This window comes from Terrabacter sp. 05T424 (assembly GCF_056396225.1).
The window spans coordinates 245960-260476 of the sequence record NZ_JBFTLB010000001.1 but is presented as its reverse complement, the minus strand read 5'-3'; the positions used below and the strand labels follow the sequence as shown (position 1 = coordinate 260476).

Here is a 14517-nt window from a genome sequence, read left to right as displayed (position 1 = left end):
CGCGCTGGCCCCACGATCAGGCGCTTTGGTGCGTGACTGGAGAAGAGCCTTGGGGCGTATGCCGAGCGGCCGGGAACACGCGGGGGCGGTCAAGGCGATCACCGAGTGGGCGAACCGCACCTTCGACCTCAGGCTCCACCCCACGACGCTCGCCGACACGCTCCAGGTCTTCCCCTCTCAGGTCGCCAGCATCGGGGCCTCGGTGGCGGGCGGGGTGCTCGGAGTCATCGCGCAGCTCGTCGTCGTCTGGGACCTCGCCGTGAAGAAGACCGGCGGCTATGTCGCGGCTCGCATCGTCCTCGCCGGCATCTGGGCCGCCTTCACGTCGGTGTGCCTGCTGCTCATCGGCATGGACTACTGGCTGGCTCTCGGCATCTGGACCGGCGTCGTGGCCCAGTTCGTCCCCACGATCGGCACCTACATCGCCATCGCCCTCCCCGTGGTCGTGGGTCTCACGAGCGAGCAGCCGGTCGACGGCGTCCTGGCGCTCGCCTTCGTGCTCGTCTACCAGCAGATCGAGAACCTCACCATCGAGCCGAGGATCAGTGGGTCCCCTGACGCCTACCGACTCGCTCGGCCGCTCGCGGCAGCAACGCACGAGCGAGCCTCGCCGAGACCCGGACGCCGACCGGCAGTCCGGCCCTCAGGATGGGTGAGGGTTCGGGACTCGTCGTCGGCGCTAGATGCCGACCGAGTCGACGACCTCTCCCTGAGGCACGCGATGGACGTGCGTCGACGCGGGCAACCCCGGCGCGAGGCCGAGCTGCACGCGAAAGCGGGTCGCCCCGGGGACCGCGAGCCCGACCGTCCAGCAGTCGTCGTCCACGTGGTGCTCCTCGTCGGTGAGGGAGAGGGTCGCCGGGTCCACGTCGCGGAAGGCATGGGCGACCGCGGCGGTCGCGGCGTTCAGCGCGTCGGCGCGGTCGGGCACCGGCGAGTCCGGGGCGAACCGACCTACCATCCGCGAGAACGCTTCTGCCATCAGCGGGGTCAGGTCTCGCGCGGGCGCGCCGTCGGCCGGCGGTCCGCCCACCGCGAGCAGCACCGACAGCCGGGCCTCCCCCAACCCGTCGCGGTCTGCGCGGTGCGTCCGTGACACCTGGACGACCCACGGCAGCCGGCCGCCGGAGGAGTCGAGCACGGGCTCGAGGCACTCGAGGTAGGGCACCTCGTCGAAGCGGCTGCCCGCCACGGCCTCGGTGGTGGGTGCGAGGTCGAGCAGGTAGACGTCGTGGGGCACCTCGTCGAGCGAACGGGCGCAGGCGACCACGATGCGCAGCCCGTCGACCCTTCCCTTGCGCAGCGCGGACATCATGGCCCCACACTTCTCCACTCGGGTCGCCGCGGCAACGCCCTGTGGAGCGCTGCCGGTCGGGCAGCCCGGAGCGCTACCTGCCGACGGACACCGATCCGGCGGCATACCGCCGGTCGAGCTCGCGAGTGATGCGGCGCTCACGACGCTGCAGCTCGGCCCGACGGTGCATCTGACCGGGAATCGGGCGGTATCCATTCGACGCAGCGTCGCGGTCGACCATGTCCTGCAGCCTCACGAGCTCCGCGATCAGCTCGCGGATCGTCATGGACTCCAGGGCCGGAGCCTCCCTGTCGAGCGGATGCAGATCGACCGTCATGACCGGACCTCCTCCTGCTGTTGCGACTCCCTTCGCCCGACCATCATCCGGCCGGCAGGGCGGAGAGGCAATGGCTCGACCCGGCAGGATCGCAGACCCGGACGTCAGGGACGCGGGAGGACGGTGAGGACCCGCTCGATGTGGTCGCGGAAGTCCTGCATGAAGCCGGACAGGAAGTCGGCCGTCGACTCGTCGGTCACTTCGCCGTCGTCGCTGAAGAGCCCCGGCCGGAACGTCACGTACGCCTCCGGCGCGGTCATCTGCCGGGCGTTGCAGAAGCTCAGTACGCCGCGGAGGCTCTGCTGGGCCAGCGCCGTTCCGATCTGGCCCGGCGAGGCACCGATCACGGCGGCAGGGATGTGGTCGAACGAGTTCTGACCCCACGGCCGCGACGCCCAGTCGATGGCGTTCTTCAGCGCCCCCGGGATCGAGCGGTTGTACTCCGGAGTGACGAAGAGGACCGCCTGGGAGCCGGCGATCGCCTCCTTGAGCGCCTTGGGCTCCGCGGGGTAGTCCGAGTCGAAGTCCGGGCTGTAGAGCGGCAGGTTGCCGATCGGGATCTCGGTGAAGCCCAGGTCCTTCGGCGCCAGACGGACCAGGGCCTTGCTCAGGGTGCGGTTGATGGACGTCGATGACAGGCTGCCGACGAAGTAGCCGACCTCGTACGTGGGCATGCGTCCTCCTGGTGCGGGTTGGGTTCGGGCGAGCCGGTACGCGGGTGGGGCGTCCGTTTCTCGAGGCTCCCAGACTTCCCCTCACCGCGACACCCCACGAGGAGCGCACGCGACCTCCTTGGGCCATCTTCTGCAAAACGCCGCGACGTCGGCGCCCCGCGAGTAGCGTCGACAGTTGGGCCACGACCTCGCCGGTCGGTCCTTCGGTCAGGTCTCGCCCGTGATCTCGCGATCCCTGCCGAAGGAGATGCCATGTCCCAGACCTCCCGCCGATCGTTCCTGGCCGTGGCCGGCGCGGGAGCCGCCGCCACCGCAGTCGCCGCCCCGGCGGCAGCCAGTGCGGCGGTCGCCACGCTTGCAGCTGCGCCCCTCGTGGCCCACGTGCGCGACACGGCCACAGGCACGGTGGTGATCTACCTCGGCGACGAGGAGGTGGTCGTCCACGACCACGACCTCGTCCGTCGCCTCAACCGGGCAGCGGGGCGCTGACGATGTCCTCGCACCGAGAAGCCCCTGAGATCTCCAAGGACCCCGTCGCCGACAACACCGACGTGTACGCCTTCATCAGTCCCGACCGGCCCCACACCGTCACCCTCATCGCCAACTTCATCCCGTTCCAGAACCCGCAGGGTGGGCCCAACTTCTACGAGTTCGGCGACGACGTCGTCTACGCCATCAAGGTGAGCAACCGCGGCGATGCGCGCGCCGACGTGACGTACGAGTTCCGTTTCACGACAAAGATTCTCAACGACGAGACCTTCCTCTACAACACGGGTCCGATCACGTCGATCCACGACCCGGACTGGAACCGTCCGCAGTTCTACTCGGTGACGAGGACTGCGCGGGGACACAAGCCGCAGGTGCTCGCCAGCCGCCTCGCCTGCCCGCCCGTCAACATCGGACCGCGCAGCACCCCGAACTACGGGTCGACCTTCACCCACGCGGCGGTCCACCCGATCCGCGGCGGGCGCACGGTGTTCGCCGGCCAGCGCGGCGACGCCTTCTTCGTCGACCTCGGCAGCATCTTCGACCTCGGCGCCCTGCGGCCGTTCCAGAACCTGCACCTGCTACCACTGCCGAGTGCGGCCGGAGTCAACGGGTTGCAGGGCCTCAACGTCCACACCATCGCGATCCAGGTCCCGATCTCCGACGTCAGCCGCACCGGGCACATCCCGACCGACGTGATGAGCGCCTCCTCCGTGATCGGGGTGTGGGCGACCGCCAGCCGCCGGAAGGCCCGGATGTGGAACGACGCGCGGGGGCGGGTCGAGGGACACGGGCCCTTCAGCCAGGTGTCACGGCTGGGCAACCCGCTCTTCAACGAGGCCATCACCCCGATGGCGGACAAGGACCGGTGGAACGCCGTGGCGCCCCACGAGGACAGCCAGTTCGCGAAGTACGTCGCACACCCCGAGCTCGCCCGTCTGCTGCCCGTCCTCTACCCGGGCGTCTTCCCGCACCTCGCCGCCTACACGGCCGCTCGCGCGGACCTGCTCGCGATCCTGCTCACGGGGATTCCCGCCGGGGTGGTCCCAGGCTTCCAGAACTTCACCGGCCGGCGGCAGGCGGACCTGCTCCGGCTCAACCTCGCCGTCCCACCGAGCAGCAAGCCCAACCCGATCGGGCTCATCGCCGGTGACCCGGCCGGCTTCCCGAACGGGCGTCGTCTCGAGGACAACGTCGTCGCCATCGAGCTGCGGGCCATCGCCGGCGTGACGATCCCCCTCGTCGACCCGTCGTTCACGCCTGACAAGGCCGCGGCCCTCCTCGAAGACGGCACGTCGAACACCAACCTGGACCTGCTGCCGACGTTCCCGTACATGCCCGACCCGGCCGGTGGATTCCAGAGCACACCGGGGATCCCGGCCGCCTGACTGCGCCAGCGTCCCGCCCCCGGGTCGGCGACACCGCCGACCCGGGGCCGCGAACGGAGGGGAGCCACATGGCCACTGCCGAGAACCCGTATGCCGGCCAGGGGCCAGTGCTCCTCGACATCGGTGACGGCGTGGGAGCCCTCGTCGTCCGGATGCCACCGGAGACGGAAGGGCTAGAGGTCGAGATCCGCCCGGCCGGGACGACGGCCCGTGGCGCAGCCGCCCCACACCACCATGGCCCCGACAACCAGGAGGCCCGGGATGCCCACCACCACCATGCGCACGTGGCGGTCGTGGGACGTCCGAGCCGAGGGGGCATCGCGTACACGCTCGTGTATCCCGCCGTCGCCGAGGGTGACCACGAGCTCGTGCCGCTGCCCGGCGGATCTGTCGTCATGACCGCCACCGTGGTCGGTGGTCAGGTCACTCGGGCGACCTGGCCCGGGGCCACCTGATACCGTCATGAGGCGACCGTGCGCAGGGGCGCCCCTGGCCACCTCCCCCGCGTTGTCGGGCGGACCGACCGCGGGGGCGCCGCCGGCCCACCCCGGTCCTCCTCCGAGAGCAGGGGGGCCACCGCCGAATGGCGGGATGAGCCGTGGGCAGCCACGCGCGCGGCCAGGCTCGACGCCGACCTAGAGACAGGCGCCACCGGGCAGGTCCACGACCGTGGTCGCCCCAGCCCGGACGGTGACCGCAGCACTGGGCCACGAACCCGCCCCGACGGCATACGCGCCCGGCAGCAGGCTCAGGCGATAGGTGTGGGCTGCGAGCGTGGCGGGCACGGTCACCGTCGATGTGGTGTTGCCCTGCTGGGTCGCGACCACGACGAGCGTGGGCGTGAGGTTCATGTCGGGCCCGGGGCCGAAGCAGAGGGGCACCTGCCCGGTGACGGTGCCGGTGACCGCGGGCCCGACGGACGCGCCGGGGCTCGCCGCCGTCGTCTCGGCGACGACCCAGGCGGTCAGACCACCGACGGCGAGGCCTCCGGCCGCAGCGGCAGCCACCCACCGACGACGGCTCGGGCGCCGCATCGGCGGTCGCGGCTCGGCTTCCGGTGTCACCTCGAGGAGCACCTCGGACATGGGCCAAGCGTAGGTCGCGCAGGGGGACCAAGCGCCCCCTTTCCGGTCGGACCCAGGTCACGGCAGGCGACCGGTCCGCAGATTACTTGACACGTCAACTTATCCATGTCATATTACTTGAAGCATCAACCAACAACGGACCTGGAGGTCACAGTGGCACGCATCAGCATCATCGGTACCGGCAACATGGGTCAGGCCATCGCAGGGGTCTTCGGCAAGGGCGGCCACTCGGTGCAGCTCCTCGGCGAGGCCGACGCGTCGATCGCGGTCAACGGCGACATCGTCGTGCTGGCGGTCCCCTACAGCGCCGTCTCCTCGATCGCTGCGGAGCGTCGCGACAGCCTCGCCGGCAAGATCGTCGTCGACATCACGAACCCGGTGAACTTCGAGACGTTCGACTCGCTCGTCGTCCCCGCTGACGGCTCGGCCGCGGCCGAGATCAGCAAGCTGCTGCCCGAGTCCAAGGTCGTCAAGGCCTTCAACACCACCTTCGGCGGCACCCTGGCGGCAGGCGTCGTCGGCCCCAACACGACGACGGTCCTCATCGCCGGCGATGACGCAGAGGCGAAGTCCGAGCTCGCCGGTGCCGTCGCGGCCGGTGGCCTCAAGGCCATCGACGCGGGCTCACTGGCCCGTGCCCGCGAGCTCGAGGCCCTCGGCTTCCTCCAGATCAGCCTCGCCGCCGGCGAGAAGATCTCGTGGACGGGCGGCTTCGGCGTCGTCGCCTGATCGTCCCCCACTCGGCCCGACGGCCGGCCACTGGTTGCCCAGACCGGCGGTCGGCCGTCATGCGCATCCACCTCGTTGTTGAACCCGAATTGATCTGTGCTGCAGAGGATCTCGCCACGAACACACAGCCTTGGGCAACGGACATTCCGTCCTCGATCGGCCCTTATGCAGCCGAAGCGCAGCGGATCGGTCACGCGCCTGTCGAGGCCCACGGATGTCCAAGGAATGCACAAGGTGGTCGCCCGATCTTGTAGAGGCTCGCGAAGGATGGGCAACTGGCCCTTCCTCGACATGGCTCGCAGGAGGGGACCAAGATGCGACCAGCCAGAACAACGTCCAAAGACAGGGCCGCCCGACGGCGGGGGGTCCGAGGAACCGTCGGCGCAACTGCCGCAGTGGGGTTGGCGTTCACGCCCATCCTGATGCTCGCCGGCTCGGCCTCTGCGGCCGTGCCCACCTTCCCGAACAACATCGCCGTGTTCCCCGACCGTGACTTCGTCTCGATCGAGGGCTACTCCGAGCACGCCGGCGAGACGGCGACCATCAAGGTCACCCGCCCGGGTGTCGGCGTCGTCGGCTCTGCGACCGGAGTCGTCTCCGGCACCGACGTCGCCTTCGAGGTCAACCACCCCGGCGGTATCTGCTGGGGCAACGGGACCGGCCTCGACGTCACGCCCGACATCATCGCGGGAGACAAGGTCTCGATCACCTTTCCCGATGGCTCGTCGGACGACACCACGACGTCGTCGGCGACGGTCAGCCATGACATGGTGCAGAGCGGGACGACGATCACCGTCGACGGGACCTTCAACGAGGACCCGGCCAGCGCGCTCCCGGTCGTCAACCGCGACTTCCTCGAGCAGCGGATCATCCAGCCCGACCTCGTTCCGGTGATCGGCAAGCGTGACATCCGGGCGGTCCCCGGGCCGCTGACACCGGCACCCCGGGGTGGTTACAGCTCGATGCTGGAGTTCCCCTCACTCGGTCACTTCAAGGCCACGTACGTCTTCGACACCCTAGAGGCCGCCAACGTCGCAGCCGCCGCCGACCTCGGCGAGCGGGCGATGAACTGGGAGGTCCAGGACGCCGACGGCAACCGTCAGGGCCTGACCATCGCCGAGTTCGGCGAGGCCGGCGGCCCGGGCATGGGCGGCTGCCCTGCCGGGCCGGCCGACCAGACCGCGCCTGCAGGCTCGGCATCGGTCGTGCGCACCGGCGCCACCGCACTCGTCAAGTGGACCCCGGTCACGGCCGTCCCGACGGCCGACCCGGTCACCGGCTACAGCGTCGAGGCCGTCACGGCTCCCGACCCGACGACCGGCGCACAGTCCACCGCGGGCGTGCGGCTCGGCGTCAGCGCGACGCAGACGACACTCACGGGTCTCGACACCACCAAGACGTACAGCTTCGAGGTGCGCTCGATGGCCGGTGCCAAGCTGAGCATCCCGTTCAAGATGGGTGCCATCGACACCGTCGCCCCGACCCTCTCGGTGACGCCCGCAGGCGAGAGCACGACCGCGCCGGTGCAGGCCGGCTCGGTCAGCGTCGCCAGCAACGGACAGGTGTTCTTCACCAACGACGGCACGCCGGTGGTCTCGGGCAACCTGCCCTCCGACAGCGCGCAGCTGCTCACGGGCACGTCCATCCCGGTCACCGCACTGGTCACGCTGCACATCGTGGCCTTCGACCAGGTCGGCAACATCTCCTCGGTGTTCGAGGGGACCTTCACGCCGGTCACGGCCGTCGCGCCGCCTGTTCCCACCGGACTGACGGGAACGCCGACGCAGAACTCGGTCGCCCTGACGTGGAACGCTGCACCCGCCGGCGCCACGGTGACCGGTTGGCAGGTCACCGCCTACAACGGCGCGGGCACCAAGCTGACCACGCAGCCGCCGGTGACCACTGTTCCCCGCCAGACGATCACGGGGCTCACGGCGGGAACGCCCTACCGGTTCACGGTGAAGGCACTGAACGCCGGCGCCGCCAGCGCGGAGACGGCCCCTCCCCTGGCCCTGTCGACCCCGGTGGCGACCGACCGCATCACCATCTCCACGGCCAAGTGGAAGGCGGGCGACTTCAAGGTCGTGGGCACCGGTGACCAGGTCGGCGCGACCGTCAAGCTGTACCGCGTGAACGCCGACGGCTCGATCGGCGCCGAGATCGTCGGCTCCTCCGCCGCGGTCGTCGCCGCCGCTCCGCCCGGCATCGGCGACTGGACGGTCCGCATGCGGACCAACGTCCCCACGACGAACCCGGGTCGCATCATCGCCAGGTCCGACCGGGGCGGCCAGACCGCACCGTTCACCGTCTCGAACGGCTGAACCTCCCGGACCGGCAGCGAACACGCCACGGGCCCCCGCTGGAGCGGGGGCCCGTGGCGTGTCCAGAACGTCCGATTGCTCCCTGTTCACGGGTCGAATTCGCTTGGAGTACCACGACATTCGCGTTTGCGTCACGAAACGCATGCCCAAAAACTAGGGGTCACCCTTCGCTCCCATTCCGCCTCCGGGGCGGGGCGAGCTCCCGCAACATAACTGCAAGGGGATCAGCATTGGGGGGGATCAGCATGAACGGTGTGGTCGGCGTACCTGTGGTGCGGTTGTGTGGGGGGCTCGTGGTGGGACACGGGCCGGAGGCGTTGGGTCCGCGGGACCTGGGGGGCGCGAAGGCGCGGCAGGTGTTGTTGGCGTTGCTGCTCGAGGGTGGTGACCCGGTCTCCAAGGGTCGGATCATCGAGTACCTGTGGGGTGACACGCCCCCGGCCGGGGCGCTGGGCACGTTGGAGGCGTACGTGAGCCTGTTGCGCAAGCGGCTCGCGGGGGCGCCGGGGACGCCGGTGGGGGCGGCGCCGATCGTGACGGTGCCGGGCGGGTACCGGTGGGATGTCACCTCGGGCTCGGCAGGCTCGGCCGGCTCGGCGGGTTGGGCGGGCTGGTCGGTGGATGTGGTCGAGTTCGGGCGGCTCACCGGCCGGGCCCAGGAGCTGTCGGGTGAGCCGGCGCTGGCGGTGGCGGTGTACGTGCGGGCGTTGGCGTTGGTGGCGCGGCCGTTGGTGCCGGATGAGGCGGACCTGCCGTGGTTGCAGGAGGCGGTGCAGGCGCACGAGGCGCGGGTGTTGCGGGCGTTGGCGGACGGGGCGCGGGCGGCGTTGGAGGCCGGTGACCTGGTGCATGCGCAGCGGTGGGCGCGGGCGGCGATCGAGCGGGACCGGTTGCTGGAGTCGGCGTGGCTGGTGCTGCTGGAGACGTTGGAGCGTCGCGGTGAGCACGCGGACGCGGTGCGTGAGTACGAGACGTGTCGCACGGTGTTCGCGGCCGAGCTGGGGTGTGACCCGGGGCCGCGGTTGCGGGCGGTGTTCCGTCGGCTGTTGGCGGCGACCTCGGAGCAGGATGACCGGTTGCGTGACCTGGTGGCTGCGGTGGTGCGCCTGCACCACGTGCTGGACACCTCCACGCCCCCGCACCGGCCCGAGCCCGAGCCTGGTGAGCGTGGCGAGGGTGGTGAGGGTGGTGGGCAGCGGTCTGCTGCAGCCGAGCCGGGCGCGCTGCAGGAGGACTGCAGCCGGCTCATGGCCCTCATCCGCGCAGCGGACGCACGAGCCCGCGCGCTCGCCGGCCAGGCGGCAGCCATGGCTGTCACCGCCACCGGCTGACCGCACGACCTCCGGAGGGGCCTGCCCGCGGCAGGCCCCTCCGGCCTGTCACCCACCAGCCTCCGGTCAAACGGGTGGCGCGAGCAGGGCAGCTGCGACGACGATCGTCAGGTGCACGTCGACATCCGGGTCAGTGGCGGGGTCGCCCGCGGCGGGACGGACGACGACCTGACGGTCTTCCGCGGGATCCCGTACGCGTCCCTCCCTGTGCGCCTCGACACTCCCCGTCCCGTGGAGCCGTGGCCCGGGGCGCGCGACTGCACCCGGTTCGGCCCGCCTCCGCCGCAGTCCGGGGCCTTCGGGATGGACGCGATGGGCGCGCCCGCCCACGACGACGAATGGCTGACCGTCAACGTGTGGTCGGGCGACGTGCGGGGCCACTCACCGGTGATGGTGTGGATCCAGGGCGGGGCCTACGCGTTCGGCACCTCCGGCCTTCCCGAGTACGACGGCACGACGCTCGCGCGAGGTGGTGTCGTCGTCGTGACCTTCAACTACCGCGTCGGTCTCGAGGGTTTCGGCCACGTGGACGGCAGACCCGACAACCGCGCTCTGCTCGACCAGGTGGCCGCACTCCAGTGGGTGCAGGGCAACATCGAACGGTTCGGGGGCGACCCGGGGCGCGTCACCGTCTTCGGCCAGTCGGCCGGCGGAGGGTCGGTGGCGGCGCTCCTCGCCATGCCGCGCGCGAGGGGCCTCTTCCACCAGGCGATCGCCCAGAGCGTGCCCGGCACGTTCTTCACGCCGGCGCTGGCGGCCGACATCACCGCCGCGTGCGCCGCGGAGCTCGGCGTCGAGCCGGGAGAGCTGGCCACGCTCGACCCGCAGCTCCTGCCCCTCGGCGCAGACGCCGTGGCCGGCGCCCTGGCAGAGGACGTCGAGACGTACGCGCAACGTTGGGGTCGAGCGGCTCACGGACTCGTGCTGTTCGCCCCGGTCGTCGACGGCGACGTGCTGCCGACCACGCCGTGGCAGGGCCTCACCGGCGAGGTGCCTCTCGTCGTCGGGCACACGCGGGACGAGCAGCGCCTCCTCACCGCGGTCACCGGCCGCGCGGGCACCGTCACCGCGGCCGAGGCGGCTCGCACCGCCGAGGTCTTCGCACCCGACCCGGCGCGCTACCAGCCGACCTTCGCCGATCCAGAGCAGCTCTACGAGGTGGTGCGGTCCGACTGGCTCTTCCGTATGCCGTCGCTCCACCTCGCCGAGGCCCAGCTGGCGGCGGGCGGCGCCGCCTGGCTGTACGAGCTCACCTGGCCCGCCCCCGGCATGGGCGGGACGCTCGGCGCGTGCCACGGCCTCGACGTGCCGCTCGTCTTCGGCAACCTCACCTCCGGGCAGCCGGCGATGCTGATCGGCGACCCGACACCCGAGGCCGTGGCGGTGTCGGGGCAGATGCGCACGGCGTGGACGGACTTCGCCGTCCACGGTGACCCGGGGTGGCCGGCATACGGCTCTGGCGTGGTGCACCTCTTCGACGTGGCGCCGTCGGACGAGGCGTATCCCGAACGCCTGTCGCGCGACATCTGGCGCCGACCCCCCGACGTGCTAGACCTGTGCCCGTGACCGGCGTGACCCCCGCGACCCGCGACGCCCGACGGCCGGCACCGAGAGAGGCTGCGCGATGATCGAGATCCTGCACCTCGGGCAGCTGCCCCGAGCCCGCGCCGCCGGGGCTCTCGTCGCCGACATCCTCGAGTCGATGCGCACGCGCGCCGTCGTGGGCACCAACCTCCTCGAGATCGACCGGTGGACGAGGTCGATGGTCGACGGGGCCGGCGCCGAGTCGTGCTACGTCGACTACGCGCCGTCGTTCGGGCGCGGGCCCTTCGGCCACCACATCTGCACGTCCGTCAACGACGCCGTGCTCCACGGGCTCCCCCACGACCGCAGCCTCGCCGACGGCGACCTGCTCTCACTCGACCTCGCCCTCTCGCTCGACGGCGTCGTGGCCGACTCGGCGATCAGCTTCGTCGTCGGCGACGCCCCGACACCCGACAGCGCGGCGCTCATCGAGGCCACCGAGCGCGCCCTCGTCGCCGCCATCGCCGTTGCCGCACCCGGCGCGCGCGTCGGCGACCTCTCCCACGCCATCGGCACGGTGCTCGAGGGCGCGGGCTACGTCGTCAACACCCAGTTCGGAGGTCACGGCGTCGGGTCGACGATGCACCAGGACCCGCACGTGCCCAACAACGGGCGCCCCGGACGCGGCTACACCCTGCGCCCCGGCCTGCTGCTCGCCCTCGAGCCGTGGGTGATGGCCGACACGGCGGAGCTGGTCACCGACGCCGACGGCTGGACGCTGCGCAGCGCGACGGGCTGCCTCACGGCCCACAGCGAGCACACGATCGCGATCACCGAGGACGGCGCCGAGGTGCTGACGACGCCGACGAGCAGCGGCCGCTAGGCGATGCTCGCGAGGATGCGGTCCGCGACCTCGTCGGGCCGGCGCCTCGTCGTGTCAGCACGACGGCATCGGCCGGGGCCGGCAGCTCGCGGATGGGCAGAAGCCGCCGCACCACCTCGGGATCCATCAGCTTCGCCCGCTGAGACCGGTCGGGTCGCACGACGCGAGAGGCGAGCTCGCCGGGTCCGCGGTGAGCCAGACCGGCACGAACCGCACTGCCCGACGCTGCGCGAGAGAACGCAGGCTCTCGACGAGGGCGGCGTTCTCGACGACGATGGCGCCGGTCCGTCGCTCGAGCTCGCGGGCGACGGTGAGCTTGCCGACGGCGGGCGGTCCGACCAGGTAGAAGAGGTGCGACACGGACCGACCGTATGCCGTCGGGACCGGCTCACGTCATCGGGGCGAGTGACAGCGGCCGGTCGAGGACTTCGGCGAGCCTGGCGACCTCTGCCTCGAACAGCCGGCGAGAGGGCTGCCGCTGGGAAGGACTCTCCCGAGGGGCGAGCCAGGCGACCGACACCTCGTCCCGTGTCACCGACCACGTGCCGCTCACGACCCCACCGGCGACGACGAGATTCGCCGCGCGCGTCACGGCGGTCCGGTGCTCCGGCGGCACCACGTGCTCGTCCTTGGTGCCCGGCCCCATCACCCACTGGTCGTGGCCGGGCAGCAGCCGCACGGCGTCGGTCGGTCTGGTCGCCACGAGGTCGTCGACGTGCTCTGCGAGGACGTACGCGTTCGTCCCGTCGACGTCGATGGGCGCCAATCGCTCACCGAGGTCGGCGAGCCACCGGTCGAGGCGCCTACCTCCGGCGCTCAGGCCGCTGCCCAACCAGTAGCGGACGTGGTCGGCGGTCGCCGGGCCGTATGCCCGGACGTACGACTCGACGGCATACGGTCCCGCCTCGTCGAGATCCCACACCCCGGCCCACGCGGGGCTGGCGTCGAGGCGCTGGAAGGTGGCCTGCCCGTTGCGCGACGGCCCGAACGCCATGTCGCCCTGCCAGGTCAGTGGCTTGACCAGAGTGCCGGCCCCCTCGTCGAAGACGGGACGCAGGTGCCGGAAGGCCGCCTTGCCGGTCACGGCGGCCCCGAGCTCACGGATGGTCAGCGGCCCGTCGGCGAGTGCATAGCGCACGGCCTCGCGGAACGAGGGCCAGGTCTCCGGCGTGAGCTGGTAGTAGTCCTGCCAGCTCGGCAGCTCCCACTGCCGGCCGGATGCCCGGAGCGCGAGGTAGGCGCCGCCGTCGTCGGGCGCCAGATAGTGGACCCCGCCACGGAAGGCGAACACCTTGACGAGACGTCCCTGCTCCAGGGCACGGGCGACGTCACCGGGCCGATGCTGCGTACGCCGCAGCCCGACGGCCAGCTCGGCCGCACTCTCGGACTTCGCTGACACGGCGCCGAGCCGTCGCACGACCCCTGCCACCGACACGTCGGCGACGGGCTCGAGGAAGTGTTGCCGCATGCGCCAGGCCAGCGCCTGGGCCCAGGTGGTCGACATGGACGCAGGCTAGGCGCAGACCCGGACGTTGCACGACCGGACGAGGGATCGAGCGTCCGACGTCGCTCCTCTAGGTGTCCGCCGATCGCTCCACCGCGGCCAGCTCTCGCGCGATGCACTGTGAGAGGTCGCGCGCCAGGAACCCTGGCATCTCGCGGTCGAGCACCTCGCCAGCGCGCCCGTGCGTCCAGGTGCCCCAGACGGCTGCCTGCTCGGGTGAGGCACCGCGTGCCATGAGCCCGGTCACGACGCCCGCCTTGACGTCTCCCGACCCGGCGGTGGCCAGTCCCGTCGAACCGCCTTCGTGGCGCCACGACGCGCCCTGGGCCGTGGCGATGCACGACACCTCTCCCCCACTGAGCACGACGGCACCCGTGGCTTCGGCCAGCCGCCGCGCGGCGTCCATGGGGTCCGCCTCGACCTCGGACTGGGGGACACTCAGCGTCTGGGCGAGCTCGGTCTCGTTGGGCGTCAACAGAACTCGTCCCTCGAGATGACGTATCCCGTCGAGATTGTCCGTGAGGTATGCCGTGCCTAGGGCGTCGATCACGACGCGCGTGTCGAGCTGCGGCACCACCTTCTCGAGAAGCAGGTTCGCGGATTGGGGGTCGCCCAGACCGGGGCCGAGCAGGACGACGTCGACCTCCGAGGCCAGCTCGAGGATGCGCTCCGCCCCGGCCACTGCCAGGTCCCCCGAACGGAGCACGGGGAGGGACTCCACATACGCCTCGGGGACCATCACCGACAGGGCGGGGGCCGCGCCCACGGCCGTCGCGACCTGCACCCTGCCGGCGCCCACACGCAGGGCCGACTCGGCGGCGAGGAGGATGGCCCCGGGGGTCTGGCGTGAGCCGCCGACGACGAGCACAGTTCCGCGGTCGGTCTTGTCGCCGTCGGAGGACGGCAGGGGCCACTCGCCCAGGAGGGTGGCATCGACGGTGCGTGGCGCGTCACGAGACAT

The 14517-nt window shown here is 71.4% G+C and carries 15 protein-coding genes; 9 read left to right on the top strand and 6 right to left on the bottom strand.

The window, feature by feature from the left end:
- Positions 1-28 precede the first annotated feature (28 nt).
- A complete protein-coding gene (locus AC1DE0_RS01165) occupies positions 29-1096 on the top strand; it encodes an AI-2E family transporter (RefSeq protein WP_478096285.1) in 1068 nt (355 codons plus the stop codon).
- Between the two features lie 292 nt (positions 1097-1388).
- Here AC1DE0_RS01165 and AC1DE0_RS01160 read toward each other — a convergent pair whose 3' ends face one another.
- Complete coding sequence (locus tag AC1DE0_RS01160; protein WP_478096283.1) at positions 1389-1631, bottom strand: hypothetical protein; 243 nt, start codon at positions 1629-1631, stop codon at positions 1389-1391.
- 104 nt (positions 1632-1735) lie between these two features.
- The gene (locus tag AC1DE0_RS01155) at positions 1736-2305 is read right to left on the bottom strand and encodes an NADPH-dependent FMN reductase (RefSeq protein ID WP_478096281.1); all 570 of its coding nucleotides are present in this window, start codon (positions 2303-2305) and stop codon (positions 1736-1738) included.
- Positions 2306-2557: 252 nt separating this feature from the next.
- Here AC1DE0_RS01155 and AC1DE0_RS01150 point away from each other — a divergent pair, with 252 nt between their 5' ends.
- From AC1DE0_RS01150 to AC1DE0_RS01140, 3 genes are all read left to right on the top strand, one after another.
- Positions 2558-2794 (top strand): hypothetical protein, encoded by a 237-nt coding sequence (locus AC1DE0_RS01150; protein WP_478096279.1) that lies wholly within the window; start codon positions 2558-2560, stop codon positions 2792-2794.
- A gap of 2 nt (positions 2795-2796) precedes the next feature.
- A complete protein-coding gene (locus AC1DE0_RS01145; RefSeq protein ID WP_478096277.1) occupies positions 2797-4179 on the top strand; it encodes a DUF4331 domain-containing protein in 1383 nt (460 codons plus the stop codon).
- Between the two features lie 68 nt (positions 4180-4247).
- Positions 4248-4634, top strand: a complete 387-nt coding sequence (locus tag AC1DE0_RS01140) for a hypothetical protein (RefSeq protein WP_478096275.1) — start codon at positions 4248-4250, stop codon at positions 4632-4634.
- A gap of 180 nt (positions 4635-4814) precedes the next feature.
- Here the strand turns inward: AC1DE0_RS01140 and AC1DE0_RS01135 are convergent, their stop codons facing one another.
- A complete protein-coding gene (locus AC1DE0_RS01135) occupies positions 4815-5264 on the bottom strand; it encodes a hypothetical protein (protein WP_478096272.1) in 450 nt (149 codons plus the stop codon).
- A gap of 153 nt (positions 5265-5417) precedes the next feature.
- Here AC1DE0_RS01135 and AC1DE0_RS01130 point away from each other — a divergent pair, with 153 nt between their 5' ends.
- From AC1DE0_RS01130 to map, 5 genes are all read left to right on the top strand, one after another.
- Positions 5418-5993 carry an NADPH-dependent F420 reductase gene (locus AC1DE0_RS01130; protein WP_478096268.1) on the top strand — a complete coding sequence of 192 codons (576 nt, stop codon included), beginning with the start codon at positions 5418-5420 and terminating at the stop codon, positions 5991-5993.
- A gap of 401 nt (positions 5994-6394) precedes the next feature.
- Positions 6395-8314 (top strand): fibronectin type III domain-containing protein, encoded by a 1920-nt coding sequence (locus tag AC1DE0_RS01125; protein WP_478096266.1) that lies wholly within the window; start codon positions 6395-6397, stop codon positions 8312-8314.
- Positions 8315-8559: 245 nt separating this feature from the next.
- Complete coding sequence (locus AC1DE0_RS01120; RefSeq protein ID WP_478096264.1) at positions 8560-9645, top strand: AfsR/SARP family transcriptional regulator; 1086 nt, start codon at positions 8560-8562, stop codon at positions 9643-9645.
- Positions 9646-9756: 111 nt separating this feature from the next.
- Positions 9757-11211 carry a carboxylesterase/lipase family protein gene (locus AC1DE0_RS01115; protein ID WP_478096261.1) on the top strand — a complete coding sequence of 485 codons (1455 nt, stop codon included), beginning with the start codon at positions 9757-9759 and terminating at the stop codon, positions 11209-11211.
- Between the two features lie 58 nt (positions 11212-11269).
- Positions 11270-12052, top strand: a complete 783-nt coding sequence (map, locus tag AC1DE0_RS01110) for a type I methionyl aminopeptidase (protein WP_478096259.1) — start codon at positions 11270-11272, stop codon at positions 12050-12052.
- A 126-nt stretch (positions 12053-12178) separates the two neighbouring features.
- On the opposite strand, the gene AC1DE0_RS01105 is transcribed toward map, so the two are convergent.
- The 3 genes from AC1DE0_RS01105 to AC1DE0_RS01095 form a co-directional block, all read right to left on the bottom strand.
- On the bottom strand, positions 12179-12412 hold the full coding sequence (locus AC1DE0_RS01105; protein ID WP_478096257.1) for a hypothetical protein: 234 nt from the start codon (positions 12410-12412) through the stop codon (positions 12179-12181).
- Between the two features lie 28 nt (positions 12413-12440).
- Positions 12441-13556: a DNA glycosylase AlkZ-like family protein gene (locus AC1DE0_RS01100; protein ID WP_478096255.1), complete on the bottom strand. Its 1116-nt coding sequence runs from the start codon at positions 13554-13556 to the stop codon at positions 12441-12443.
- Positions 13557-13626: 70 nt separating this feature from the next.
- Positions 13627-14517 carry an NAD(P)H-hydrate dehydratase gene (locus AC1DE0_RS01095; protein WP_478096252.1) on the bottom strand — a complete coding sequence of 297 codons (891 nt, stop codon included), beginning with the start codon at positions 14515-14517 and terminating at the stop codon, positions 13627-13629.

Bases quoted from the DNA above. Each gene is read 5' to 3' on its own strand.
- AC1DE0_RS01155 (WP_478096281.1), bottom strand. From the start codon at position 2,305: ATGCCCACGTACGAGGTCGGCTACTTCGTCGGCAGCCTGTCATCGACG.
- AC1DE0_RS01140 (WP_478096275.1), top strand. From the start codon at position 4,248: ATGGCCACTGCCGAGAACCCGTATGCCGGCCAGGGGCCAGTGCTCCTC.
- AC1DE0_RS01100 (WP_478096255.1), bottom strand. From the start codon at position 13,556: ATGTCGACCACCTGGGCCCAGGCGCTGGCCTGGCGCATGCGGCAACAC.
- AC1DE0_RS01120 (WP_478096264.1), top strand. From the start codon at position 8,560: ATGAACGGTGTGGTCGGCGTACCTGTGGTGCGGTTGTGTGGGGGGCTC.
- AC1DE0_RS01160 (WP_478096283.1), bottom strand. From the start codon at position 1,631: ATGACGGTCGATCTGCATCCGCTCGACAGGGAGGCTCCGGCCCTGGAG.
- AC1DE0_RS01095 (WP_478096252.1), bottom strand. From the start codon at position 14,517: ATGTCTCGTGACGCGCCACGCACCGTCGATGCCACCCTCCTGGGCGAG.
- AC1DE0_RS01135 (WP_478096272.1), bottom strand. From the start codon at position 5,264: ATGTCCGAGGTGCTCCTCGAGGTGACACCGGAAGCCGAGCCGCGACCG.
- AC1DE0_RS01150 (WP_478096279.1), top strand. From the start codon at position 2,558: ATGTCCCAGACCTCCCGCCGATCGTTCCTGGCCGTGGCCGGCGCGGGA.
- map (WP_478096259.1), top strand. From the start codon at position 11,270: ATGATCGAGATCCTGCACCTCGGGCAGCTGCCCCGAGCCCGCGCCGCC.
- AC1DE0_RS01145 (WP_478096277.1), top strand. From the start codon at position 2,797: ATGTCCTCGCACCGAGAAGCCCCTGAGATCTCCAAGGACCCCGTCGCC.